The 20,978-nt window shown below is 47.0% G+C and carries 27 protein-coding genes; all 27 read right to left on the minus strand.

Going from position 1 to position 20,978, the window contains the following annotated elements; translation table 11 throughout:
* Positions 1 to 114: 114 nt before the first annotated feature.
* The gene (locus JZI27_RS22540) at positions 115 to 1,059 is read right to left on the minus strand and encodes a sigma-70 family RNA polymerase sigma factor (protein WP_280209397.1); all 945 of its coding nucleotides are present in this window, start codon (positions 1,057 to 1,059) and stop codon (positions 115 to 117) included.
* 261 nt (positions 1,060 to 1,320) lie between these two features.
* Positions 1,321 to 2,250, minus strand: a complete 930-nt coding sequence (locus JZI27_RS22545; RefSeq protein ID WP_280209398.1) for a C40 family peptidase — start codon at positions 2,248 to 2,250, stop codon at positions 1,321 to 1,323.
* Between the two features lie 2 nt (positions 2,251 to 2,252).
* Positions 2,253 to 3,347 carry a dipeptide epimerase gene (locus tag JZI27_RS22550; RefSeq protein ID WP_122910650.1) on the minus strand — a complete coding sequence of 365 codons (1,095 nt, stop codon included), beginning with the start codon at positions 3,345 to 3,347 and terminating at the stop codon, positions 2,253 to 2,255.
* Between the two features lie 216 nt (positions 3,348 to 3,563).
* A complete protein-coding gene (locus JZI27_RS22555) occupies positions 3,564 to 4,076 on the minus strand; it encodes a hypothetical protein (RefSeq protein WP_251245168.1) in 513 nt (170 codons plus the stop codon).
* 117 nt (positions 4,077 to 4,193) lie between these two features.
* Complete coding sequence (locus JZI27_RS22560) at positions 4,194 to 4,610, minus strand: hypothetical protein (RefSeq protein ID WP_280209400.1); 417 nt, start codon at positions 4,608 to 4,610, stop codon at positions 4,194 to 4,196.
* Positions 4,610 to 4,762, minus strand: a complete 153-nt coding sequence (locus JZI27_RS22565) for a hypothetical protein (protein ID WP_183185210.1) — start codon at positions 4,760 to 4,762, stop codon at positions 4,610 to 4,612. Before JZI27_RS22565 ends, JZI27_RS22560 begins: the two co-directional genes overlap by 1 nt.
* A gap of 3 nt (positions 4,763 to 4,765) precedes the next feature.
* On the minus strand, positions 4,766 to 5,098 hold the full coding sequence (locus JZI27_RS22570; RefSeq protein WP_280209402.1) for a hypothetical protein: 333 nt from the start codon (positions 5,096 to 5,098) through the stop codon (positions 4,766 to 4,768).
* 242 nt (positions 5,099 to 5,340) lie between these two features.
* A complete protein-coding gene (locus JZI27_RS22575; RefSeq protein ID WP_122910656.1) occupies positions 5,341 to 5,541 on the minus strand; it encodes a hypothetical protein in 201 nt (66 codons plus the stop codon).
* A gap of 50 nt (positions 5,542 to 5,591) precedes the next feature.
* Positions 5,592 to 5,738: a hypothetical protein gene (locus tag JZI27_RS22580; protein WP_183185212.1), complete on the minus strand. Its 147-nt coding sequence runs from the start codon at positions 5,736 to 5,738 to the stop codon at positions 5,592 to 5,594.
* A 15-nt stretch (positions 5,739 to 5,753) separates the two neighbouring features.
* Positions 5,754 to 6,593 (minus strand): hypothetical protein, encoded by an 840-nt coding sequence (locus JZI27_RS22585; RefSeq protein ID WP_122910657.1) that lies wholly within the window; start codon positions 6,591 to 6,593, stop codon positions 5,754 to 5,756.
* Positions 6,594 to 7,493 carry a type II secretion system F family protein gene (locus JZI27_RS22590; RefSeq protein ID WP_280209404.1) on the minus strand — a complete coding sequence of 300 codons (900 nt, stop codon included), beginning with the start codon at positions 7,491 to 7,493 and terminating at the stop codon, positions 6,594 to 6,596.
* Positions 7,490 to 8,839, minus strand: a complete 1,350-nt coding sequence (locus JZI27_RS22595) for an ATPase, T2SS/T4P/T4SS family (protein ID WP_122910659.1) — start codon at positions 8,837 to 8,839, stop codon at positions 7,490 to 7,492. The genes JZI27_RS22590 and JZI27_RS22595 overlap by 4 nt, the downstream gene beginning before the upstream one ends.
* A complete protein-coding gene (locus tag JZI27_RS22600) occupies positions 8,836 to 9,957 on the minus strand; it encodes a hypothetical protein (protein ID WP_251245159.1) in 1,122 nt (373 codons plus the stop codon). Before JZI27_RS22600 ends, JZI27_RS22595 begins: the two co-directional genes overlap by 4 nt.
* A complete protein-coding gene (locus JZI27_RS22605; protein WP_122910661.1) occupies positions 9,954 to 10,745 on the minus strand; it encodes a CpaB family protein in 792 nt (263 codons plus the stop codon). The genes JZI27_RS22600 and JZI27_RS22605 overlap by 4 nt, the downstream gene beginning before the upstream one ends.
* Positions 10,742 to 11,623, minus strand: coding sequence for a CpaE/TadZ family protein (locus tag JZI27_RS22610; protein ID WP_122910662.1), 882 nt, complete (start codon positions 11,621 to 11,623; stop codon positions 10,742 to 10,744). Before JZI27_RS22610 ends, JZI27_RS22605 begins: the two co-directional genes overlap by 4 nt.
* Position 11,624: 1 nt before the next feature.
* Positions 11,625 to 12,383 (minus strand): hypothetical protein, encoded by a 759-nt coding sequence (locus JZI27_RS22615; RefSeq protein WP_280209407.1) that lies wholly within the window; start codon positions 12,381 to 12,383, stop codon positions 11,625 to 11,627.
* A 150-nt stretch (positions 12,384 to 12,533) separates the two neighbouring features.
* The gene (locus JZI27_RS22620) at positions 12,534 to 12,812 is read right to left on the minus strand and encodes a hypothetical protein (RefSeq protein ID WP_251245157.1); all 279 of its coding nucleotides are present in this window, start codon (positions 12,810 to 12,812) and stop codon (positions 12,534 to 12,536) included.
* 108 nt (positions 12,813 to 12,920) lie between these two features.
* Entirely contained in the window at positions 12,921 to 13,538 is a 618-nt protein-coding gene (locus JZI27_RS22625; RefSeq protein WP_122910665.1) for a DUF4046 domain-containing protein, read from the minus strand.
* A 103-nt stretch (positions 13,539 to 13,641) separates the two neighbouring features.
* Positions 13,642 to 14,145 (minus strand): hypothetical protein, encoded by a 504-nt coding sequence (locus JZI27_RS22630; protein WP_280209409.1) that lies wholly within the window; start codon positions 14,143 to 14,145, stop codon positions 13,642 to 13,644.
* Complete coding sequence (locus tag JZI27_RS22635; protein WP_122910667.1) at positions 14,142 to 14,573, minus strand: TadE/TadG family type IV pilus assembly protein; 432 nt, start codon at positions 14,571 to 14,573, stop codon at positions 14,142 to 14,144. The genes JZI27_RS22630 and JZI27_RS22635 overlap by 4 nt, the downstream gene beginning before the upstream one ends.
* On the minus strand, positions 14,570 to 15,067 hold the full coding sequence (locus tag JZI27_RS22640; RefSeq protein WP_280209412.1) for an A24 family peptidase: 498 nt from the start codon (positions 15,065 to 15,067) through the stop codon (positions 14,570 to 14,572). Before JZI27_RS22640 ends, JZI27_RS22635 begins: the two co-directional genes overlap by 4 nt.
* The gene (locus JZI27_RS22645) at positions 15,064 to 15,240 is read right to left on the minus strand and encodes a Flp family type IVb pilin (RefSeq protein ID WP_280209413.1); all 177 of its coding nucleotides are present in this window, start codon (positions 15,238 to 15,240) and stop codon (positions 15,064 to 15,066) included. The genes JZI27_RS22640 and JZI27_RS22645 overlap by 4 nt, the downstream gene beginning before the upstream one ends.
* 65 nt (positions 15,241 to 15,305) lie before the next feature.
* Positions 15,306 to 16,214 (minus strand): type II secretion system F family protein, encoded by a 909-nt coding sequence (locus tag JZI27_RS22650; protein WP_280209414.1) that lies wholly within the window; start codon positions 16,212 to 16,214, stop codon positions 15,306 to 15,308.
* A 5-nt stretch (positions 16,215 to 16,219) separates the two neighbouring features.
* Positions 16,220 to 17,116: a type II secretion system F family protein gene (locus tag JZI27_RS22655; protein WP_122910671.1), complete on the minus strand. Its 897-nt coding sequence runs from the start codon at positions 17,114 to 17,116 to the stop codon at positions 16,220 to 16,222.
* A gap of 12 nt (positions 17,117 to 17,128) precedes the next feature.
* On the minus strand, positions 17,129 to 18,616 hold the full coding sequence (locus tag JZI27_RS22660; RefSeq protein WP_280209415.1) for a TadA family conjugal transfer-associated ATPase: 1,488 nt from the start codon (positions 18,614 to 18,616) through the stop codon (positions 17,129 to 17,131).
* Between the two features lie 16 nt (positions 18,617 to 18,632).
* Positions 18,633 to 20,042 (minus strand): CpaE/TadZ family protein, encoded by a 1,410-nt coding sequence (locus JZI27_RS22665; protein ID WP_280209416.1) that lies wholly within the window; start codon positions 20,040 to 20,042, stop codon positions 18,633 to 18,635.
* Positions 20,039 to 20,767, minus strand: coding sequence for an RcpC/CpaB family pilus assembly protein (locus JZI27_RS22670; protein WP_122910674.1), 729 nt, complete (start codon positions 20,765 to 20,767; stop codon positions 20,039 to 20,041). Before JZI27_RS22670 ends, JZI27_RS22665 begins: the two co-directional genes overlap by 4 nt.
* Between the last annotated feature and the right edge of the window lie 211 nt (positions 20,768 to 20,978).

Below are 20,978 nucleotides of genomic sequence, written 5' to 3' on the forward strand. Positions count from 1 at the left end.
CCTTAGTTGCACTTATACTATCTTCCGCTAATCTTTTTAGCGCTTTAGCGCACTTAAACTTTCCGATAGTAGAACAAAAAAAGTCCCCACTCAGGGGGACTGTCGCGTCGTATGCTAGTTTAGGTAATCCTTTAACACCCGTGCTCCCTTCTGTGTACGCAAACGATCAATCGTCGTTGCCTCGATCTGGCGAATCCGCTCTCGGGTGAGGCCGAACATTTTCCCCACTTCCTCCAGCGTATACACCTGATCGTCGTACAACCCATATCGCATGGCGATGATTTCCTGGGCGCGTGGGCTCAACCGTTTCAGAGCGGCTTGCATCTGCAGACGTAAATCCACCTTTTCAATCCAGTCATCGAGAGAGGATTCGCCATCATCGACAATTTCCGCGTAGCTGAGCGCTTCTTCCTCCTGCTCAGCAAATCCTTCCCTTAGCTCCAGCTCGGCATCAATCGATTCCAGCTTGAGCATCAGCGCATACTCGATCGCGTCTACCTTTTCCAAAGGGATATCCAACAGGTTGGAAATCTCGTGGCGATCTGGCGTGCGATTGAGCAAATGCACCAGACTTAGCACCTGTTTTTGATACTGGCGAATTTGTTCATGCATATGAACAGGAATGCGAATCAAGGTAGCCTTGTCATTGATGGCTCTGGTAATCGCCTGAGAAATCCACCAGTGTGAATAGTGATACAGACGAACGCCTCGACTCACATCAAATTTTTCAATGGCTGTAAATAGCCCGATAGTGCCCTCCTGGATCAGATCTAAGAACGGCATGCCTCTTCTCAAATGGCGCAAAGCCGTATTGACCACGTACCGAAGATAGGCGCGTACCAGTGTTTCCCGAGCCTCTAGATCTCCTTTTTCTTGATAACGAACCAAACATGCTAGCTCTTCTTCTTTGTCCAACATGGGTGTTGCAGCGACGCTTTCCAAGAACAGCAAGACAGAAGTGTCGGATCGAAGAGATTTCGGCACGACGATCCCTAGCTGTGATTCAACTTCCCGCCAACGACGGGGGGTGGAGTGGAAAGAAGACGTACTCACGGTCATATGCAACCCTCATTTCTCTGGTATGAGATACATGATGAAGGTAGGCCTGTTGTTACCAAAACAAGTTTTTCCTGTATCCGTATTTCGACAAAGCCCGGCTGATTCCTGCCCGTTAACAGAATATTAACAGAACTTCACACAAAGTATTGCTGGTAATGCTTCCATATATAAGGGAAAAAGCCACCCCAAAACATTCAGGGATGGCTCGCGAAGTATGTCAGATCGTGACGGAATGCTGTCGAAGCAAGCGGCGCTTTTGCGTCAATCCTGCCAATAGCGCCTTGAAACCGAATGCTCATGCTTCAGTTTATAACCAGACAGCTCGACAATCTCGATGGCGCCTCGTGAATCTGGGGAATGAATCATTTCACCATTGCCGATGTAGATACCGACGTGATGAACGCGTCCTTTTCCTTCTTCATAGGCAAAAAACAGCAAATCTCCTGGGAGCAGATCGCTTTTCTCCACCTGTACACCCGCTAGAGCCTGATCAGATGCGTCACGGGGAATGACAATCCCAAGTGAACGATGCATGTTGTAGGCAAAGCCGGAGCAATCATACCCATAGGAGGACATCCCGCCCCACAGGTAGGGAAGGCCGAGAAAACGCTTGGCATTTGCAACAATGGCTTCTCCTTTGTTTACAGGGGCTTGTACTGGCACAGGTTCCCCATTCTTCACGATCTGCACATCATCCTTACGCAGAAGAGATGGGCCGAACACAGTCGATACAATCACACCTTCGGACGTCTCCTCGATTAATGGCAGCCGGGTCAAATAGGCAAGCTCGATTCCTTCGGCCAGTTCCAGATCGTACAGGTGAGTATGAGCAGAGGTCACGATCACTGCAGGTTGGTCCTCTTTGAGCTGGTAAGCATCTGACCAGGGAGCCAGCTGTGCAGTAGGCACCCAACCAGGATAACCGATTTCGTTTTTCTTGCAGGATTGCTCAGGAATAAGGATGTGCGACCACTCCCCCTGCTCCTCCAAGACTTCTACGCGTGTCCCGAACAACGCTTGTGTTTGAATGGCATTGCGATTGTAGAAATCTAGTCTGTCCTCTACAGTCAGGGAACCAAGCCAACCGCGCAAGTCGGCCGGTGCAGTGAGAGCAGGCTGATCCAGATCGATCGGGGACTCCGGCTTGGTCCACACGGTCGCTACACTGACTGCAATGATTGCAGGTTTCATTTTTACTCTCCTTCCTCCCACAAGCTCACGGAACGGATACCCAATCCTGGCAGCTCCGGCATGTACATCTTGCGTCCTTCATACGTCACGCCACCTTCGATTCCATCGCGGAGCAGCAGCAGAGGTGCATCAAAATCATAGCGCGTGATGTTCTTCTTGCTGGCGGCGAACTGGGCTGCTGCCGATACCGACAGTCGAGATTCAATCATGCTGCCCACCATGCAAGGAATACCGTGTTCCTCTGCCAGCTGGTTAATGAACTGCGCTTTGTAAATCCCGCCCGCTTTCATCAGTTTGATATTAATCAAATCAGCGGCGCGATTGCGCAGTACCGCCAATGCTTGAGCCGGTGAAAAAACACTCTCGTCTGCCATGATCGGGGTGTCGACAGCATCCGTTACCTGTTTCAAGCCATCCAGATCATGGGCTTTGACGGGTTGCTCGATCAATTCAATATCGAGTCCCATATCCTCCATTTTGCGGATCGAGACAATCGCTTCCTTGGCATTCCAGCCCTGGTTAGCATCCAGACGGATCTTGACCTCATTGCCTACGGATTTGCGAATTTCCTGGATCCGTAGAATGTCTTCCTTAATATCGTCTTTCCCAACCTTGATTTTCAAAACATTGAACCCGTCCTTGAAAAAGGCAGCCGCATCCTCACCCATCTCTTTCGGTGAGTTGACACTGACTGTATAATCGGTCTCCAGCTCATTGCGGTATCCTCCGAGATACTGGTAAAGAGGCATGTTGGCACGCTGGGCGAGCAAGTCATACAGCGCAATATCTACAGCTGCTTTGGCGCTGCTGTTATTTACCATCGACTGGTGCAGGGTTTGGAAAATCTGCTCGTAGGCTAGCACGCTTTTGCCGATCAATTGCGGTCTGATCGTATGCAGGATAGCGGCTTCAATACTTTGAATACTGTCTCCCGTGATGACGACGGTCGCAGAAGCTTCCCCCCAGCCAACCATGCCGTTGTCGCAGGTGATTTTGACGAGCACAGATTCCAGTGCCTCGACTGTCCGCAATGCGGTTTTAAACGGTTTTTTCAACGGTACAGATATACGTTTTACTTCGATGTTTTGAATGATCATGTTTTCCTCCACTACATCTTGTTAGTTGGCTTTGTTTTAAAAAAATGATAGCACAATTATAGAAAAATTCGTAAAAATATTGATAAGGCAAAAATATTCGTTTATTTGAAAAGCTAAAACAGGAAAAGCCGGCACCCCGTTTTTCTGGAATCGCCGACTTGCACGCAAAGATGATGATGTTCGCAACCCACATGAGAATACCGGGACAGCCAACTTCTATCGCTTCACTTCCTCCACACTGACAACGGGAAAAGAGTGAGCAGGCAGCATGGAAAGGAACGGCCTTTCGTCTACATAAGCCACTACGATATGAGAAGGTCCTACCATGGTTTTCGGAGCCAATGACAATTCCTCTCCTTGCTGGGTAATGACGCGAATGTGAAGATGTCCACCCTCTGGACGAGCAGAACCGGGAGTGACCCGATCAAGGGAAAGTAAAGTTCCGTCATAGCGGTAGCTCAAATCCCAATCCTGACGCCAGGTGCGAAAATCGATATAGTGGCGGGTAAAGGGAATACGGTCAGTTGTGACACTTCTGTCGCTTGGTAGAAAGGCATTCGGCTCGGTGCGATAACCCCCATTTTCCCACATTCTTTGCTCAAAGCGCACCAGTGCTTCTTCCTCAATCAAGTCGATGACCCCTTCTGTTTTGAGTACCGGATCAATGGCGAAGGTCGCATGATGATTAGCCAGCTCCAACAGCATTTTGACTTCTGCTTTCTTTTGCATAGCCAAGTCCGTATCTACCACAAACAGTCCGATCAATAGAAAGAAGAGCAACGTAGAAATCGATAAGAGATTGATACCCGTACGGATCTCTCCTTTCTGAAAAAATGATCACCGATTTCACAGATCGTAATCCATGACGTTGATCGTTCCCACTCTGGTCACGGCCATCGATGACATCGGAACAGGTAGGTAGTTCGTAAAACGTGGATACGGAATTTCCATACGCAGCTCAAACTCATCCTCGTGACTCCACAAAACCGGATCCGCTATTTTCGTACGGACAATATGGATGGTCAATGCCTGCTCCGACAAGGAAAACTGCTTTTCAGCCAGCTCGTTGGCTACGATAGCTCTCACCTGCTGCTGTACGACTGCATCATTGATCCCGCCGTGATTACTTACGTATTTGGCCGCAGCAGCACTTACTTCCAGCAATTCATTTCGCGCCTGTATCACGGTATGGGTTTGCAGGATTCCGAGCGGTACCAACAGCAGAACCATAATGTTCAGGATAACCGCAATCAGTTGCCCCATCAGCCTGTACCAAATCTGGTGACATGGGTCAGAAGCTTGCCAAAGAACTGCGTGCTTGCCGTCATCAAATTATCCGGACCCGTCAGCAACAGGTGAACAGTCAGGGGCAAAACCAATGCCATCAATGCAAGGATGGTGATCATCTTACTCATCAGCTACCACTCCGGATCAAAATATTCGGAAGGGCGACTTCCTGCAAACGAAAATGCGACCTCCCCCGCTACAATTCGATTCATCCACTGGGCTACACGAGACGGATAGATGGATACGACTAGCGTAACCTCTTCATTTCGTTCTTTTCTTGCCCGTTCACTCGGTGTCCGCGGACCGCTGCCAGCAAATACATCTCCCGACACATCCCAGCCCAGCTCCTCCATTTTTTGAAGGTAGTAGGCCGACAAACCAGGCTCCAGATAACCGATATCCTGCATGTCATCGAGAATGTCCGTATATATAGCCCTCGCGATAGACCGCTCCAGTGCATACATGTGATAGGCTCCTATTCCAGAAAAGACGAGTAGGAGAACTGCGATACAAATCAGGAATACTTTTGCTTTTACCATCAGCTGGAGCCTTTGATCACCCTTTTAGTGAAAGATGACCGTAGCAGCTCGATACACCCTTTCTTGTTGTGTCTCACGCAACTGCTCTTCTGGTTGAGAAAACCACAATATCGAGCATATACTGCCTGCCATGACTATGATGATGAGAAAAACGTGGTGATGGAGCATCAGTTCGAGGTGTAGGACGTGCCATTTTGCATACGGTAATTAATATTTTCATTTCTGGTATCGTAATTGAGCGAGGTGATCGAGCGATTGATGCTTTCCGCTGAGTCGTTGGCTGCTGGACTCAATTCGTTACCGTAGGAGCTTACACCAATCCCTAATACCATCACGCAGGCAAGAAAGATGAAAAACATTTTTGACACAGACATTCACTCCTTAACAATGATTTGGTGAAAACAAAAGAAGATCTCTTTCAGGGAATAGCTTGATCGATCCATGATACAGCCCGATCTCGCAATCCTCCGTCTTTGACAACAGAACGATTTACCTCCGACACACTTGATACGATGATCCCCAACGAAAACACGATGCACATCAGAATTGACAACAGCTTTGTCATGAATCGCCTCCCTCCTCAGGTCAGGTATTTATCCAGTATCTCAGTCAACAGCTTGTACCAAGGAAACATAGCAACCAAAAGTCCCATGTAGAACGCAGGATACACGATAATGCTGTAGCCGATGCCCAGCGATTTGATTTTTTTGCGATGCCGAAACATACGGCGATGATCGACAGCCCATTCCAGACGCTGCATCGTTACACTAAGCTGCGCTTCACTCAGCTGTTCAATCGTTCTCATACCGGAAACTAGAATTACACCGTCATCCACACCCAATTTTCGCTTAAAGGTTTCCAATGCTTCGTCTGGATCTTTATTCCATTCTGATAATGTAGGCAGATACTCTTTCAGTTTTCTCGTGGGCCGCCCAGCCTTCATCATGGCGCTGTAGACAGGTACCTGATTTTCCAAGAGAGTGACATAACGATTGATAAAACGGGCAATATCGGTGCTCAAGATCTCCTCCCTGCGGCCAGCCCACAGCCTCAGACCAAAATAAGGAAGAAGGAAACTCCCTGCTGATGCCAGGCACATGGAGAGAAGGGGAAAGGAATCTACTCTTCCTATCCACACCCAGAGAATCGTAATCAGGCACACTATACTTCCACTAATCCATTGAACGAAAACCCACTCCGGCTTCCCCCAACCAAATGGTCTACCCGCTCGCGATAGCAATTGTTCCCAGCGATCATCCTCCTGTGACTGTACGGTTTGTTCCCATTTACGCCACCAGCGCGATGAAATGAAGAGCTTCGGTTTTTGTGAGCGAACGACATAATTACAGATCGAAAAACTCGCGATACATACAAACAAGGAACCCAAAACCAAGAAGATGTACAGCGTTGCCAATGGCATTTAACGGAACCTCCTTCCCCATATGAAGGCAAGCAGGATGGATAATGACCAGACTGTGAGCGCGATCGCTAGAATAGCTTGTCCATCGGGAGTAAAGAAATAGAGGCGATAGGAATCCTGCAGCAACCCCTGATTGTAGGGAATCAGACAGATACAGATCGCGATCACGATCAACAAGCTGATCCATATCGAGTGAATTTCACTATCTCGTTCTTCCTTTTCATCCTGCTGTACAAACATCTCGTTGGTAAGTCTGTTTAGCGGTGACTGGATATCCTCGGTCTCGCCTTCCAATCCACTAGATATATACATGGCAAAGTCATAGGCCCAGGGGTGATCCAATCTCTCAGCGAATTTTTCTACCGCTGTCACGGGATCTCCACCATCTGCAAGATTATTGTTTAACAGCAGCAGATCTGGCAGTAACTCTCTTGGGCACTCCTCAATCATTTCTCGGAAGGTTAAGATGATATTTTTTCGACTGTTATAATAGCGAGCGAATAAATCTACAAATCGGCAAAAGCTGTTGATTTTCTTGTTCATTTGCACAGTGTACCTGGCATAAAGCAGCAAAGTCGGCAACATGAAAAGCAACAGAAACAGAGACAGGGAGACAATCAAATTCCCCAGCAAGATCCCTGCTGCAAACCCGGCCACTGCACCGCAAAGAGATACAAGCAGATGAGCTTCAGGGGATCCACCCACGACCTGACACCAACGGTTATACCCCTCGTAAAGGACTCGACCTGTTTCATGCCGTAGAAAACTTTCTCTCCACACAGCAACGGTGCGGGGATAGAACACCTTTGGTGTCGACCAGCTCTTATACAGATGCAGCCCCAAAAACAAAAAACCGATAAACAAACAGATCAACAAAGGCAACAAAAGAACGTATTTCATAGGGGTCTACCTATATCAGTAAGGCGTAGCTCCTTCAATACGTCGATGCTCGCTTTGCCAACATGACACATATACTCGGTCAAATGGGCATCCAACTGTTGGCCCGTCCATTCGTATTCGCCCGACTGTGCATTACGCACTACCAAGGGAATGGACTCTACCCGGTTAAACGTGTCATTCCATGCCGTCACATGGATAGCGTCTATAAATCGATGTCCGTTGTTTCGATAAGTGAGTGAGTTAACAAAATTGACTGCTCTACTGATTCTTTCCTGAGTCAATTCGATGCTTCGACCTCCGTACTGGTAGACAAGGTCGGTCAAGTCCTGCAATGCCTTGTTCGGAAACCTTTCATGCATGGCGCCAATTGTCGCATCAGTTCCGCGAATACCTGCGTTAATGAAGTGATAGGCCTCGAGTGGTTCCCTGATCTCCCCAATAAGGATCGTGTTGGCTGTTGAACGATACATATCCTTGAAGCAATGAGCTAGATCAATTCCTATTTCCTCGACATTTTGCAGCTCGATGACTTCCCCCGGCCAAACATCACCAAACCGCATTTCATGCTCGCTTTCAAAGATGGTGATGTACTCAGTCAAAGGATCTTTCATTTTCAGCATGCACAGCATCAAGGTTGTTTTCCCGGCAGCCATAGGACCAATCACGAGTGCATTAGCTCTACCGTATACCTGCTGTTCAATCAACATTTGCACCTTCTCGTCAAATGTTGGCTGTTGCTGGGTCCTCAAACGATCCAGGGAGAAAGAGGGAGTAGTAAATCGTCTGACGAGAATCGTAGGTACTCTGGAATATGGATAAGTAAACATGGTCAGCCTTGCCTTTAGAGAATCTAGGTAGCCACTGAGACGAGGCTTCTTTTCGTTAAAGGAAAGACCCGCAGCATTCGTCAATTTTTGTTGAAGCGTCTCCACTTCTCTCCATGTTGGCTTATAGGGAAGGTTTTTTTTCACTCCCTGTTCGATGTACGCCACACTTCTGTCGGCTGAAATTCGAACTTCCTCCACCCACGGGGACAAATGCAGTACCGCATCCAGAATTCCCCAACCATATGTTGCAAAAGCAAGCCCCTCATATCCATTGACATGCGGCAATATTTCCTCTGTCACTGGACGCTTGATCGTTTCCTCGAAGTAATGCTGGAGACGCAGAATGATGTGATTGTGACTATCCCGGTCACCTTGTTCGGCCAGAGCGAGAATACGTTGCATCTCCAGCTTTTCTTCTTTATTGCTTCCAAAATGATTGAGATAGTCTCTGGCCGCTTGTTTAATTTGCTCTACGTCCGAAAAATTTGCCGGGCTTACATGTTGATGCAGCACTCTCATCTGCTCAACACCACACTTTTGTTGGAATATTCAGCTTTTGCTATCACTTCCAGGCTGCTAATGTAGGACTTTGGCGGAAACAATTCTTCGATCAACACGCTACTGCTTTGGTGGGACTGCATTAATCTGCTCTCCGATATTCGAGGCACTACTCCGTACAAAGTAACCTCTTCCCCGATTCGGTAGGGGTGCCCCTTGTCGAGATGGCTTAGCAGAACCTCACATGTTATCCCCCGCTTTTTCCATCCCATTATCCATTCCTTTGCATTTTCGATACTGAACGGATCGGCTCTAACAAACAAGAGATTGCGATCGGCGATATGCATCATCCTGAGCATGGCCTCTGTCTCCGGAAAACAGTATCCCCAGTCGACATATATGTAGTCAAATTGCTGACGAAAAGCCTCCATCATATTGGATAATTCGGCGCTTTTCCATTTGTTCGCAGCATGGGCGTAAAACAGGTTGGACATGTGATCGCTTTGCTTGCATACCCGAATCCAGTCTCGCTTGCTCGCGGTCGTTGCTTCCAAAAAGTCGGGACGAAAGAGCGCCAATTGATGTTGATGAAGCTTAAAGAAGCGGGTCAAATCAGGTTTTGCATCATTCATATCCAGTACAATGATTCTTTTCTCGGGGTTTTGCCGAGCAAGAAGAATTGGAAAGTTAATGCAAAAAGTGGTAATACCTGAAGCGCCGTAGCTCATCATAGTGTACACCTGACCGCGTCCACTTCGACTCTCAGTCTCTTTCGAATCATGGACAAAACCTAAAATGAAGCATATTTGTTCACGTATTTCCGATTGTGAGAGCTGTGATGACAACAGATATACACGTTGCAAAGACAATTCATCCACTACTTGGCGAATCAATCCCTCGTCCCTGTATAAAGGAACGATAATCAACGAGCTATGTGCGGGTAAAGCAGATTGAACAGAAGGCAGCCACTCCCAGACCGGCGTAGAAAACATCTCGGAAAAAATAATGGCTGTGTCAGGGCGATACAAGTGAACAAGACGAAAATATTCATCGCCCGATTCTGCCACCAATGCTTCTACAGAACGCGGCAAATAGGTTTTTGCCAATGACTTCATAGGATAGCAAACTAGGATTTTCATGAGGTAGATTCCTCCGATACCATGATATGACCCACTTGCAGCATGCCGTATGTCATTGCTTCTGTAACCTTCTTATACTGCTGATCGGTCAAGTTAAAGCCAACAAAGGCAGGCAGAGCAGTAGGCTGCACACGGTAGTCACGGTATCTTTTTTCTGCGTTGAGCATTGGTTTTTCACGTGTCCCACCATGAAAAATGGCGTCCATCTGGTCAGGGGATGGCAGCAGGTTGGGTTTCAGGGTGTAGATTTCAATACCATTGCTGTCACGTACACTGGCCAATTGGCTTTCGAATAATAGATCAGCAGTATCATTCGTCTTTTGAAAGTGATGCGGAGACGGGAAATCCTCCAATTCGTTCATTGTCTTGTAACGAACCCAAATTTTCACATGATCCCCTTTACGCAGCTCCGTCAATGGTTGAATAAACATAAGGGGGAATTCATACCTCGCCTCCCCCGTTTCAGGGAGCAGCTGATTATCCGTCAATTTGGTGCTTAAAAGCTGCTCTCCACCATAAATTGTCTGGGTGCTTCTTTTACCAAGTACATTCTCTATTTCTCTTACAGAGTCTGGAAGTATGGCATCTACAGCCTCCTGAACCAGTACTACATCCTCCCTAGTAATCGGTTCGTAGGGTAAAATTTCTTTACCCAGTGCAACCTTGACCACTGGTGAAAAGAGCTTTTTCGCTGCTAAAGCATCAATATACTGGGTCGCAGCGTAGAAAGAGGAACCCGCTAATAAAAACGAAATCAGACAGATGATAAACAAGGTTTGTTTTTTCATGGCAACCTTCCTTTACATGCATACACCAAGGACTGAAACTTCTCTTCTTCTTCTGGATAAAGCTCCAGCAAGAGACTCCCTTTCACATGCGCCATAGCCGTTTTCTCCCCATCAAAATGAGGCAGAGCTGCATGTATGTCGATAGATTTGGGTTCTCTGCCCCACAAAGAGAGGGTTCCTTCTACTCGTTTCATCATGCTGGAACGGGCAAGGCGATCATTCCATTTGTTTGCGATCCACCTCATTCTTTTTCCTGCCGTATGCCACCAGGACGGTGCTGCTTCCATAAGAAACAATCGCGTTAAGCGGGCAATATCAGCGTCAAAGATAACCCATATTTCGTCCGCTAAATCAAAGATTCGTTTTGCTTCTGGTTCTCTCCATCGCGACGATAGATCTATCACAACTAGAGGACTCTCTTTGCTCGTACGTAATAGCCAATCGGCTGTGTCGATTTGAGATGATGGATGATGAGGATAAGGGGGGTCAATCTGGATGCGAAGTTGGTTGTTCTGTAAGAGGAGCATAGATGTGGTTGAATCATTCACACGCTGTGGTTTGACTCTGCGTTCGAAGTCTAGTGCAAAGTAATAATAGGATGAGGATCCTGGATATTCACAAAGAGTCACGGACAAGCCTTGACTAGCTAGAGCGTAAGCAACATTTCCCGCAATAAAGCTCGCTCCTGCCTGTTCATAAAGACTCGTAACCACGATGCATTTGCGACTGAGTACTTGCTGTGGCTCTTCAATGATAGGCGACGCTGCAAGCTTTTCCTTTAACAGCCTCCACTGCTGTTCTTCTTCGCGGGTATGATTAAACTCCTGTTGTTCCAAGTCTCGAAACCTGGAGACAAAGCGATTCACCTGATCAAACATACTATCCAACCTGTGAGTCATCGGTCTTGTTTTTGCTTGAGATGTAATTCTTAAATTTCTCAATCATTTCTCGAATCGTTAGTGTCTTGCGATGATAGTAATAGATTTTGCGCAATCGTTCTTTTTCTTGAGATGTCATTTCCGGCTTAAACTGACTTGCCTTTTCTACCAGCAAAGCCAATTCCACATTATTCGGTCGACCTCTCCGCGGGGGATTGGCAAACAACTGCTGTTGTTTTTTGTCAAAAGCATTCGGGTACTCTACTAGCCACATATCGACTAATGTTTCAATGTCATCGTTGGAGCGAAGCCCCAGCTTCATTAAGTACTTAAAGTAGGTAGGCAAGCTTTGATCATTCATATGCCCATTCTGCCAGCGTGAGATAAACCCGTTTGGCAGGGTAAGCACCTTTGTCACATCCCGGATAAGCTCCATTCGATTTTGTGACTGATGCTCTACGATTGCTTCCTTTACCAATGTGAACAAGATGTCGTGAAAATTGGCTTCCTTGGTGTCGCACCCATACTGAACCATGTACCACTCTTCTACAGCTTTATCAAAATCTCTGCGGCAATTCGTTAATCGAAGCTGATCCAGATGCTCGTAAAAATTCTCAAGGTCGTAGCGTAGTACATATTCCTCTTGATAGTTTCCAAAGACAAAGGCAATAAATGATTCTTTTAAGATTTCCAGTGACATTAAACTATTTGTCTCTTCGTAGCAGCGGTTTACTAATTCGACAGCACTCTTTGCCAACACGACAATCACCCCCCATTTTTTTACATTTTTATTAATTAATAGACATTCTGCAACATCTTTCGGCACTCGTCAAATATTTTTTGAATTCTATTAGATCAAAATAATTTTAGAAGGCCGCCCCACACGCACCCGTGCGAGGCGACTCCGGAGTTACTCTACCGTGAAGTAGAGTTCCTCTCCTGTCGAGAGCAAGAGGGCGATTCTTCCCCTGCGCTCGATGACGGTTGGAGCATTCTCCATCACCACAACCCCGTCATTCAGAACTACTCTGCTTCCAAATTGATTGACCGAATCGATCTGGAAGACTCCTCTCGGTACTCTTTCCAATGAAAGATACCTGCCTGGCTTGTGCTTCTGATAGCAGACCCGTCTGCCCAGAAGCTGCTCTACGCTTGTAGAGCACACGTGGTGAGCCTCTACTGTTGCCATGCGCAACGCCTCCTTCTCTCACCTGTAGAGTACGGCCGTTTCATCTGCTTATAAGCCCATGAAACACTTCTACCGTAAAAAAAGACAGCGGGTAGGCGCAAATATTTTTTAGTAATCCTTCCACAGTTCAGGATCATTCAATTCAGGATACATATCTGTCAACATGTCAAAGGGGGAGAAATACAAGGTATCTACAAGAATTTTCAGCTTGTGCTTCTTTAGCAAGGAGTAAGCTCTCTCCGTTTTTCCAAATATCTTGGGCAATTCATAGATATCTTTCAGCTGCATCAATTCACGGAACATGTAGTCAACACATACCTTAGCCCGCTCTTCTCCCTTAACACTCTGAAAATACAGCGGGGGAAAATGACGCCGAATCCCCGATAGCACTTCTTTGTATACCCATAGTACCCGTTGCTCCTCAGAAAGACGGGGCAAAAACGGATAAGCGTAATCAACCAGATAATACACATCCTCTGGCTTGGCTTCGATGGGAGGTTCAATATACTCTCGAATCAAATGAAGCTTTAGCTCCTTCACATCACTTAAACGCAATTCCTTACGTGCTTGTTCAGGAGTCCATTTCTTTACGTTTTCAATTGCATATCGTAAGACTAACTGAACTTTTTGCTTGCGGTACTGCGCATCTTCAAACTCGTACGGAGAAAAACGCTTCTGCTCACCCATGAGGATGCGTCTGTACCGATCCACTATTTTAGATGGCACTGTTCCCTCACTCCTATACCCACTTTTGGAATATACTACTAAATTACCATAGTGGATTAGGACAAAAACAATAGACGAAAGGCCCTCTAAACTTGCACGCGGTTTATATTTCTGATTGAGATACCCGTTCTAGTTGCAAGTCAAACATTTCCCAAAATAACGGGATTTCTTTCTTCATTTCCACACTGACGTGATAGATTCCCTGTCGGTACAACTGATTCCGTTCTCCTTTTTGATGCACAATATCTACCGAATCTTTTTGGTTTTTCCAAGTCGGTTTGTTTAGGTTCCACAAAATCTGAGCTTCTTCTCTTGCCCCGCGAATGATATCCGCCTGATAATGCATCGCTTCATCGGTCGTAGCCAGCAAAAGCTTGTGCTTCTCTCCCTGGTCGTCGTAATACTCCCATTTACCAGCAGCCCGAGCTCCTTTGGAAATGGTGTCTGCCGTTTGCTGCATGTGCATTTCCCATAAATCTGCCTGTTCCTGAAGCAGCAACAACGAGATCAGTCCACCTAAACAGAAGAAAAAAAAGAGCGCAGTTACCATGATCGCTCCCCGCTCTTCGGCAAAATGCCTGCCCCATTTTCTAATATGCCGAATCATCTTTTTTCCTCCGCGTTCTCGATCATCATAAAATAGCTTTCTGTAATCTGATATCTTGATCCAGTCGCCAACAATGTAAAGGAAACAGAAGCTTCAGTCTGTACATGGTTGCCTTTTCTCCAGCTTCCTTCCCGAATGTACAGCTGAATACTGCCCTCTGTCAGTCCTATGGCCTGTCTAAGCTCTTTTTTGCCTCTTTCCTGCGCGTGGTACGAAGCCAAACCATAATTGGGCTGAACAGCAGCAATTCTTCCTGCTTCATAGGCCGCTGCCAACGCTTTTTGCTTATTGTAAAGGATGCTAAACTGATCAAAACTAAAGACGATCAACAACCAGACCAAGGGAAAAACCAGAATAAATTCAATGAGCTGGCTGCCCTTTTCTTCTTTCCAAAGTGCCCTCACCCTTCGAAAAAATTCCCTCTTCATATACCTGTCTCCACGACGTACCAGATGGGCTGAAGCAGATAAGCTGCGAGCAGCCAAACCGCAAAGGGAAAAGATAATGCGGATCTCCCCGCCATTGGCAGCCATAACTGCCGGTGTGCTGTCCAGCCAACCAGTATGGCACGAAGGTTTGTGTAAAGACGTGTCCAGGTGCTAGGTAGAAGCACAGCTGCCACCAAACAGAGCAAAATTGCCATAAGAAACAAGAGGTATATGTCTGACCAACTACTCCAGGCGCCAACTGCCATGAGCAATTTTTGGTCCCCCATCCCCATTCCTTTTATCAGGACGGGTACGACTGTCAGAAGAAAGCCGCACGTCAGACCTGTCAGGGCAAGCCAACCCATTCCGTTCAGGCACTGGTAGCCCAAACCTGTCACCATCATCGGAACCGTGCAAATATTGGGGATTTTCCTGCGGCGCAGGTCAGACCAGGCAGCCACAAGCAGCATTGCAAGCACAATCCATTCATTCATTTACTGAGCTTATCTGTGATTTCCTGAAGTCTCGCTTCTTCAGCTTCACCTAGTGCCATCAAAGCTGGAATTACGGCCATCAGGATGACGGCAATAATGATGACCATTTCAACAATCGTGACGCCATCCTCATCTTGCCAAAAGCGCTTCAGATACTGTGTAATCATGGACATTGCATTCACTCCTTTGCAGGTTCTACCTTAACTCTGCCAAAAGACAGCAACACCCGCAAAATTATTTACATCCTCTCATTAATGCCCATCAACACAGGACCCATAACCAAAAAAAGCAAGGGAACACCCATCAGTACAATGACAAATGGAAGTAATCGTATGTTAAGCCGATTCATACGCGCTGATGCTTCATCTTCTTGCTGCCTCATTTGTTCCTCTACTTGAACGGCGAGCATATTGGAGATACTGATTCCTTTGCGAATCGCTTCATTCATTTCCATCGCAATAGTCGTCAGTGCATCCACCTCCCAGCGAAAAGCCATTTCTTCCAAAGCCTTTCGCCATGTTCCATAACGCTTTTCTTCCGTTTCCAGGCGTGCAAGCTCATGTCCAAGCCTCGCATCAAAGCGGCGAGCTGTCTGTTTTACAGCTGATTGTAAAGGCATCCCTGCTTCGACTAGAGACTGTACAATGCTGAAAAAAACCGGGACTTGCGCCTGGATCTCTGCCTTTGCCCTTTTGTCAGCCCATTCAAGCAGCAGGGTGGGAAGCAGATACAACACCAGACTAACCATTAATGGCCAACTATTCGCCAATCCAAGCGTTTTCCCGGTATAGATGGCGACTAAAAGGTGCAAGAGCGAAGAGGCCACGAATATCAAGCTTAGACCCCTGCACAGTACAATTTCTGCTACACTGACTCTCCACTGCAATCGAAAAAGAATTTCTTCAAATTTTTTTCGATCTACTCCCGTCCATTCACTGGCACGTTGCAACCAGACTTCCCTTTTGCCCAGCAGCTCCACGATCCGGATACGACTTTTCTTCCTCTGAAAGGATTGATCCAGATGAGCTTGCTGCTCCTGATCAATCCGTCCTAACAGGGAATCAACTGGTGCAATTCCCTGCTCCAGACATACAGGTAGTCCGTAGAGAAAGAGTGCTATTCCTGTTATCACACAAATGAGCAGCATTTTGCTCATCCCCCTCCGTGCACACTTTTTTGAGCCACAAATCGAATCGCTTCTCCACCGACTAGAATGCTTAGCAAACACGCCAGCATGATCATTCGGCCTTCGAGTGTGGCGATCAGGGGATCAAAGTGATGGGGATTGTTGATATAGAGTGTCGTCACGAATAAAAACGGCATAAGGCTAAGTAGATTCACCTGAGCTACGATCTGCGCCATAGCAGCCTTTTGTCGACGCAAGGACTGACGGCGACGAAGGATTGTGGAAGCCGCCAAATCCAGCGTCTTCGCCATATCTCCACCCATCTCGCGCTGAATTTGTATGATCGTAGCTAAATACTTCACATCGACAGAGCCAGTCCTGTCATAAAAGGCTTGCATCACATGCTCCAGTGGTATCTGTGCTCGTAAATGCTCCACGATTCTGCGGTATTCCTCCAAAACGGTTGCATCCATATAGGGACTGCCTGCTACTTGCTCAAATGCATGCAGAGAAGAGGGAGAGGTACGCAGGGAGCTTGCCATCAGCCGAATCGCCTTCACATTCCCTGCTTCAAACCTGTCTTTTCGCCTGGCTCCCAACACCATGACCAAACGCTCCGTAAATAAGATTCCCGCCAAAAACATAGGCAGCCCCAGCCACCATGATTGCAAAAGCTGACTGCTCATCACAAAGCAAAGAAATCCCAGTAGAAACGAAACAGTGATATACCGATGCACACTCCAGCCAGACTGAGATTGCTGCAATCTATCTGCCAAGTGTCTCCAATTGGTCGTTCTTCCGCGTTGCAGGTGGCCTACAAGCTCATGAGTCTCAGCCTGCTGTCGTACAAACAGGTTCCTTGGAGTACATAACAAAAACAGACTCATACCGATTCCTAAAGCGATAGGCAAACTCACATTCATCCCATTCACCCCTCAGACCCGGATGGGGGAAGTAAAAAATACCTGATCGATTTCCTCGCGCGTCAATCCTTTTTCTAGCCAACGTTTGACCAGCTTTTCAGGGCGATAGCCTGTCCATTTAAAGGTACCCGTCACCTTGCCATCGCGAATGCCCGTCTGTTCAAAAACGTAGATGTCTTGTAAATAAACGCGATCAGGCAGGACCTGTTTTACATGGCAGGCTCGGCGAATTTTCTCCTCGTGAGACTGTCCGGTGCCTACCACCTCCGTGATCGCCACTACTTTTCTGCTCCCATCCTCTTCAAAACGCTTCACCTGAACGATCAGGTCCAGCGCTGAGCCAATCATCAGATTTCGTTCCTCTGAACTGTATACTTCATCTGCTTTTCCAAACAAGATCGGCAAAGTCGAGTCGACCAAGGCACGAGGCGAGTTCGCATGCGCAGTGCTCCAGCTCCCGGGATGATCCGTATTCATGGCCCAAAGCATATCGACGATTTCTCCACCCCTAGTTTCCCCTACCATAATAACGTCAGGACGTTTACGCAGAGACAGCCTCACACAATCCTTGATGGAAAAGCCACCTCTGCCCTCGTAGTTCGGTGGCTTGGCCAAAAAACGCCGAACGTACGGATGCTGCAGCTTCATCTCCAGCACGTCTTCGATCGTGATGATACTCAAGTACGGCAGTACATACTGAGAAATGAGGTTGAGCATATGGGTCTTTCCTGAACCTGTACCGCCACTAACGATCCCTGACGCACGAGATAGACCCACGGCCCATTTTAAAAATTGAAGCATAGGTTCACACAAGGAGCCATAACGAAGATAGTCCTCTTCGGACAGCAGTTCGCGATGCTTGCGAATGGTAAGCATATGTCCATCCGGAGAAATGGATTTGTGGGTCGCTGCAATCCGGGAGCCATCCGGCAATTGAGTGTGTAGCTCTGCCTTCGTTTCGTTAAATTCCCGTCCTACTGTCGCAGCAATTTGCTCAAGCAAGCGCAGCATTTCCTCCTCATCCCGAAAAACGGGAATGTCAGGACTCTCCAGCCGGCCTGTACTTTTTCTTTCCACGACTAAATAATCGTGGCGGTGAAACATAATTTCCGTAATGTCAGGATCGTCGAGCATGATGTCCAGCGGCCCCCACCCCGTCAGCGAGTGGAGCAGCCTTTTTACCTCTGTTTCCAAATTTGCTGTAGAGAGGGGGACGTTAGCCTCCAGGAGCATTTTTATATCCGCAGAAAGCTCCTCCAAATACCTGGGGTTCTGCTTTTCCTCCCATAAACGTTTTCCGTGCTTTTCTACGATCTGGGTTCGTACGGTAGTCTCCACTTCACTGCTCATCCATTTTTCAGCAGTTCCATGCAGTGTCTGTATTTGCATTTTCTCATTCAGCGTCTGGGGTACTCGGACTGACTCCCTTCCCTTGTGCAGCATTTCCTGTACACTTCGCTCAGATGATTGCATGGCGAGCATCTTTTTGCGGTCAAACATGATAACACCAGCTCCCTTAACCCCACAACCACCGGAATAATGCAGGTCGTTCGCGGGTTTTATTTTTCAGCGGGCTCTCCGCCTTCTCCTCTTCTTCCGGTATCAGGGCTTTTCCCAATGTTTCTATGGCACTTTTAGCTGCAGTCTTTCCCGGTTGCAGCATCATGGGTGATCCTGTATTGATTGACTTTTTTACCTCCGCATCATCCGGTATCGGGAAAATTTTTTTACTCGGATGCAGCTGAAAATAAGCTCTGATCTCGTCCAAAGTGAACATTTCTTTTCGTTGAAGTCGATTCATACACACTTGTATTCGCTCTTCGGGATACTCTGCTTCCCGTAATAGCTTTAATAGACGTTGAATATTTTCTATGGAATCTACAACTGGGTTTCCTACCATCACCACTTGTTCGGCAAAGAAGAGAGCTTGTATTGTGGCATCTGTTGTATCTGGGGCAGTATCTATCAATATCACGTCATATGTACTATGCTTCAGCGTCTCCAAAATGAGGTACACATGATAGTTGCGAATCTCGAAGCTATGTCGGATATCGCGAGGTGAAGTAAGGACATGTAAACCTGACTCCATATGTGTCACGATATATTTTTCGACATCTGCCGATGACAGGCGAAAATCAGCGATGTACTCCTGCCATTCTTCAGCTCTGATGTCTGCGGGGTCGCGTCCGCGCAGCCTTACTGATTCATGCAGCTGAGCTTCGATTTCCTGTACCCAAGTGAACATATTGGGTGTACGGGGCAGATTCAAAGTTGTAGCGAAGGTCCCCAAATCCAGATTGAAATCTACCGCTAATACCTTAAGCGTGCTGCCTTCTCTTTTTTGCTGGGAGAAGTAGATCGCCAGTTCGCGGGAAATAAACGTTTTTCCAACTCCACCTTTGGGACCGTAGACAGTTATGAGATGCTTTGGCATGGAGTGTATAGCTGGACTTTGGGATTCCGATGAAGCTTCCCCCATGGTTTGCCGTAGCGGCTGATTCGATGGCATGGAAGGAGTGTTGGAGTATGGCTCTTGTGGAGGGGCAGATTGCCAAGCCTCTCTAGTAATCGCTTGAGGCATCATCGCCAATGCTTCGATTTGTCCCGCCTGAATAGGCTTGGCTACTACCCAAATGCCCAGGTTTCGAAAAAACGGTTCCCAGACCAGATCTTGAGGAGAACATGCAGCAATGAAAGAAAGATGGGGAAACGCAAAACGAAATTGCTGACAGAGCACACCACGCTCTGATTCCTTGATTTCACCCAACAGTACCATGTCTGGTCTTAGTGATTGCAGCATCTGCCAGACCTGATCTATTCGGGTGGCTTGTCCGCAAATCTCCACCCACTTGCTATTGGTCAAATGATTCATAAGCATACTGTTTGAAGCAGAATCTTCATCGACTATGAGCAAACGCTTTTTCATTCTCGATCCTCCGTTTCTGATTCCCAACGTTTTTTGGTTTTCATCAGATCATTGGCAAAAGCTACGTCCCCAACGCCAGGCTTTTGCCCATCTAATCCGGTAGCAAGACCCAATCGTATTTTTCCATAGTGAAGAGCATGGGTAAGGAGAACTGCTTCGCTACGCGTAAGTGAAAGGGTAACTGCGACTAGATTGGTTCGATTCCCCTCCATTTCTCGCTGGACGCCAATGATTGGCATGTTTTGTAGCAGTAATCCGGAATGTGCGCCTGCTTCGTTTTCAAAGGAAGCGTAAACATGAACCCGTTCTCCCTTGGCAAGATGCGGGGAGACGCCAGCGATATTGTTAACAGGTATGCTCATTCCCGTCATCGACGCCTCTAGTGTTTTATCCTGCTGGGGTTGATTCGATATCTCCAGATCACCTTCCAGTAAAGGACGTCCTCCCTTTACTTGATGGGAAAAGGGAAGTCCCACATACTGAGGAAGCAGCTCCCAAGGAATTAAACCAGGTATTGATAGCCCAGGTTCCTGAAAGGTATTACCCAAAGTTAAAGTTAAAGGTTCTATATCCTCTACCTCGAGTAGTTGACCGCTTTCTTTCTCTATATTCGCTCGGAGTTGAATGTACGTAATCGTCTGAGGTTTTAGGAGCTGATAAGCACCAAATGCCACACACGTAGATAACAAAAGCAATGCCAATAATCGCAACGGATGTACAGACATACTAAATATCCCTCCTCTCAAACACTTTTTTCTAGCGTACAGGGAGGTCTAGGGACAAAAAAAGGACCGTGCCCATTCTTTGCACGATCCTACCACATGTTCTATTTTTTCATGCATGTTCACTTTTTGATTGCATAAGAAAACTTGGCTACGCCAAGCTTTTGGCGGAGCCTTAGTTGCACTTATACTATCTTCCGCTAATCTTTTTAGC

Origin of the sequence: Brevibacillus sp. AY1 (assembly GCF_029870785.1) — a bacterium.
GTDB classification, from domain to species: Bacteria; Bacillota; Bacilli; order Brevibacillales; family Brevibacillaceae; genus Brevibacillus; species Brevibacillus invocatus.

Bases quoted from the DNA above. Each gene is read 5' to 3' on its own strand.
- JZI27_RS22620 (WP_251245157.1), bottom strand. From the start codon at position 12,812: ATGGCAACAGTAGAGGCTCACCACGTGTGCTCTACAAGCGTAGAGCAG.
- JZI27_RS22610 (WP_122910662.1), bottom strand. From the start codon at position 11,623: ATGTTTGATCAGGTGAATCGCTTTGTCTCCAGGTTTCGAGACTTGGAA.
- JZI27_RS22635 (WP_122910667.1), bottom strand. From the start codon at position 14,573: ATGAAGAGGGAATTTTTTCGAAGGGTGAGGGCACTTTGGAAAGAAGAA.
- JZI27_RS22580 (WP_183185212.1), bottom strand. From the start codon at position 5,738: ATGACAAAGCTGTTGTCAATTCTGATGTGCATCGTGTTTTCGTTGGGG.
- JZI27_RS22655 (WP_122910671.1), bottom strand. From the start codon at position 17,116: ATGAATGTGAGTTTGCCTATCGCTTTAGGAATCGGTATGAGTCTGTTT.
- JZI27_RS22555 (WP_251245168.1), bottom strand. From the start codon at position 4,076: ATGCAAAAGAAAGCAGAAGTCAAAATGCTGTTGGAGCTGGCTAATCAT.
- JZI27_RS22640 (WP_280209412.1), bottom strand. From the start codon at position 15,067: ATGAATGAATGGATTGTGCTTGCAATGCTGCTTGTGGCTGCCTGGTCT.
- JZI27_RS22540 (WP_280209397.1), bottom strand. From the start codon at position 1,059: ATGACCGTGAGTACGTCTTCTTTCCACTCCACCCCCCGTCGTTGGCGG.
- JZI27_RS22660 (WP_280209415.1), bottom strand. From the start codon at position 18,616: ATGTTTGACCGCAAAAAGATGCTCGCCATGCAATCATCTGAGCGAAGT.
- JZI27_RS22650 (WP_280209414.1), bottom strand. From the start codon at position 16,214: ATGCTGCTCATTTGTGTGATAACAGGAATAGCACTCTTTCTCTACGGA.
- JZI27_RS22645 (WP_280209413.1), bottom strand. From the start codon at position 15,240: ATGTCCATGATTACACAGTATCTGAAGCGCTTTTGGCAAGATGAGGAT.
- JZI27_RS22630 (WP_280209409.1), bottom strand. From the start codon at position 14,145: ATGATTCGGCATATTAGAAAATGGGGCAGGCATTTTGCCGAAGAGCGG.
- JZI27_RS22585 (WP_122910657.1), bottom strand. From the start codon at position 6,593: ATGCCATTGGCAACGCTGTACATCTTCTTGGTTTTGGGTTCCTTGTTT.
- JZI27_RS22560 (WP_280209400.1), bottom strand. From the start codon at position 4,610: ATGGGGCAACTGATTGCGGTTATCCTGAACATTATGGTTCTGCTGTTG.
- JZI27_RS22600 (WP_251245159.1), bottom strand. From the start codon at position 9,957: ATGAAAATCCTAGTTTGCTATCCTATGAAGTCATTGGCAAAAACCTAT.
- JZI27_RS22545 (WP_280209398.1), bottom strand. From the start codon at position 2,250: ATGAAACCTGCAATCATTGCAGTCAGTGTAGCGACCGTGTGGACCAAG.
- JZI27_RS22665 (WP_280209416.1), bottom strand. From the start codon at position 20,042: ATGAAAAAGCGTTTGCTCATAGTCGATGAAGATTCTGCTTCAAACAGT.
- JZI27_RS22595 (WP_122910659.1), bottom strand. From the start codon at position 8,839: ATGAGAGTGCTGCATCAACATGTAAGCCCGGCAAATTTTTCGGACGTA.
- JZI27_RS22565 (WP_183185210.1), bottom strand. From the start codon at position 4,762: ATGAGTAAGATGATCACCATCCTTGCATTGATGGCATTGGTTTTGCCC.
- JZI27_RS22605 (WP_122910661.1), bottom strand. From the start codon at position 10,745: ATGAAAAAACAAACCTTGTTTATCATCTGTCTGATTTCGTTTTTATTA.
- JZI27_RS22570 (WP_280209402.1), bottom strand. From the start codon at position 5,098: ATGTATGCACTGGAGCGGTCTATCGCGAGGGCTATATATACGGACATT.
- JZI27_RS22550 (WP_122910650.1), bottom strand. From the start codon at position 3,347: ATGATCATTCAAAACATCGAAGTAAAACGTATATCTGTACCGTTGAAA.
- JZI27_RS22590 (WP_280209404.1), bottom strand. From the start codon at position 7,493: ATGAAATACGTTCTTTTGTTGCCTTTGTTGATCTGTTTGTTTATCGGT.
- JZI27_RS22670 (WP_122910674.1), bottom strand. From the start codon at position 20,767: ATGTCTGTACATCCGTTGCGATTATTGGCATTGCTTTTGTTATCTACG.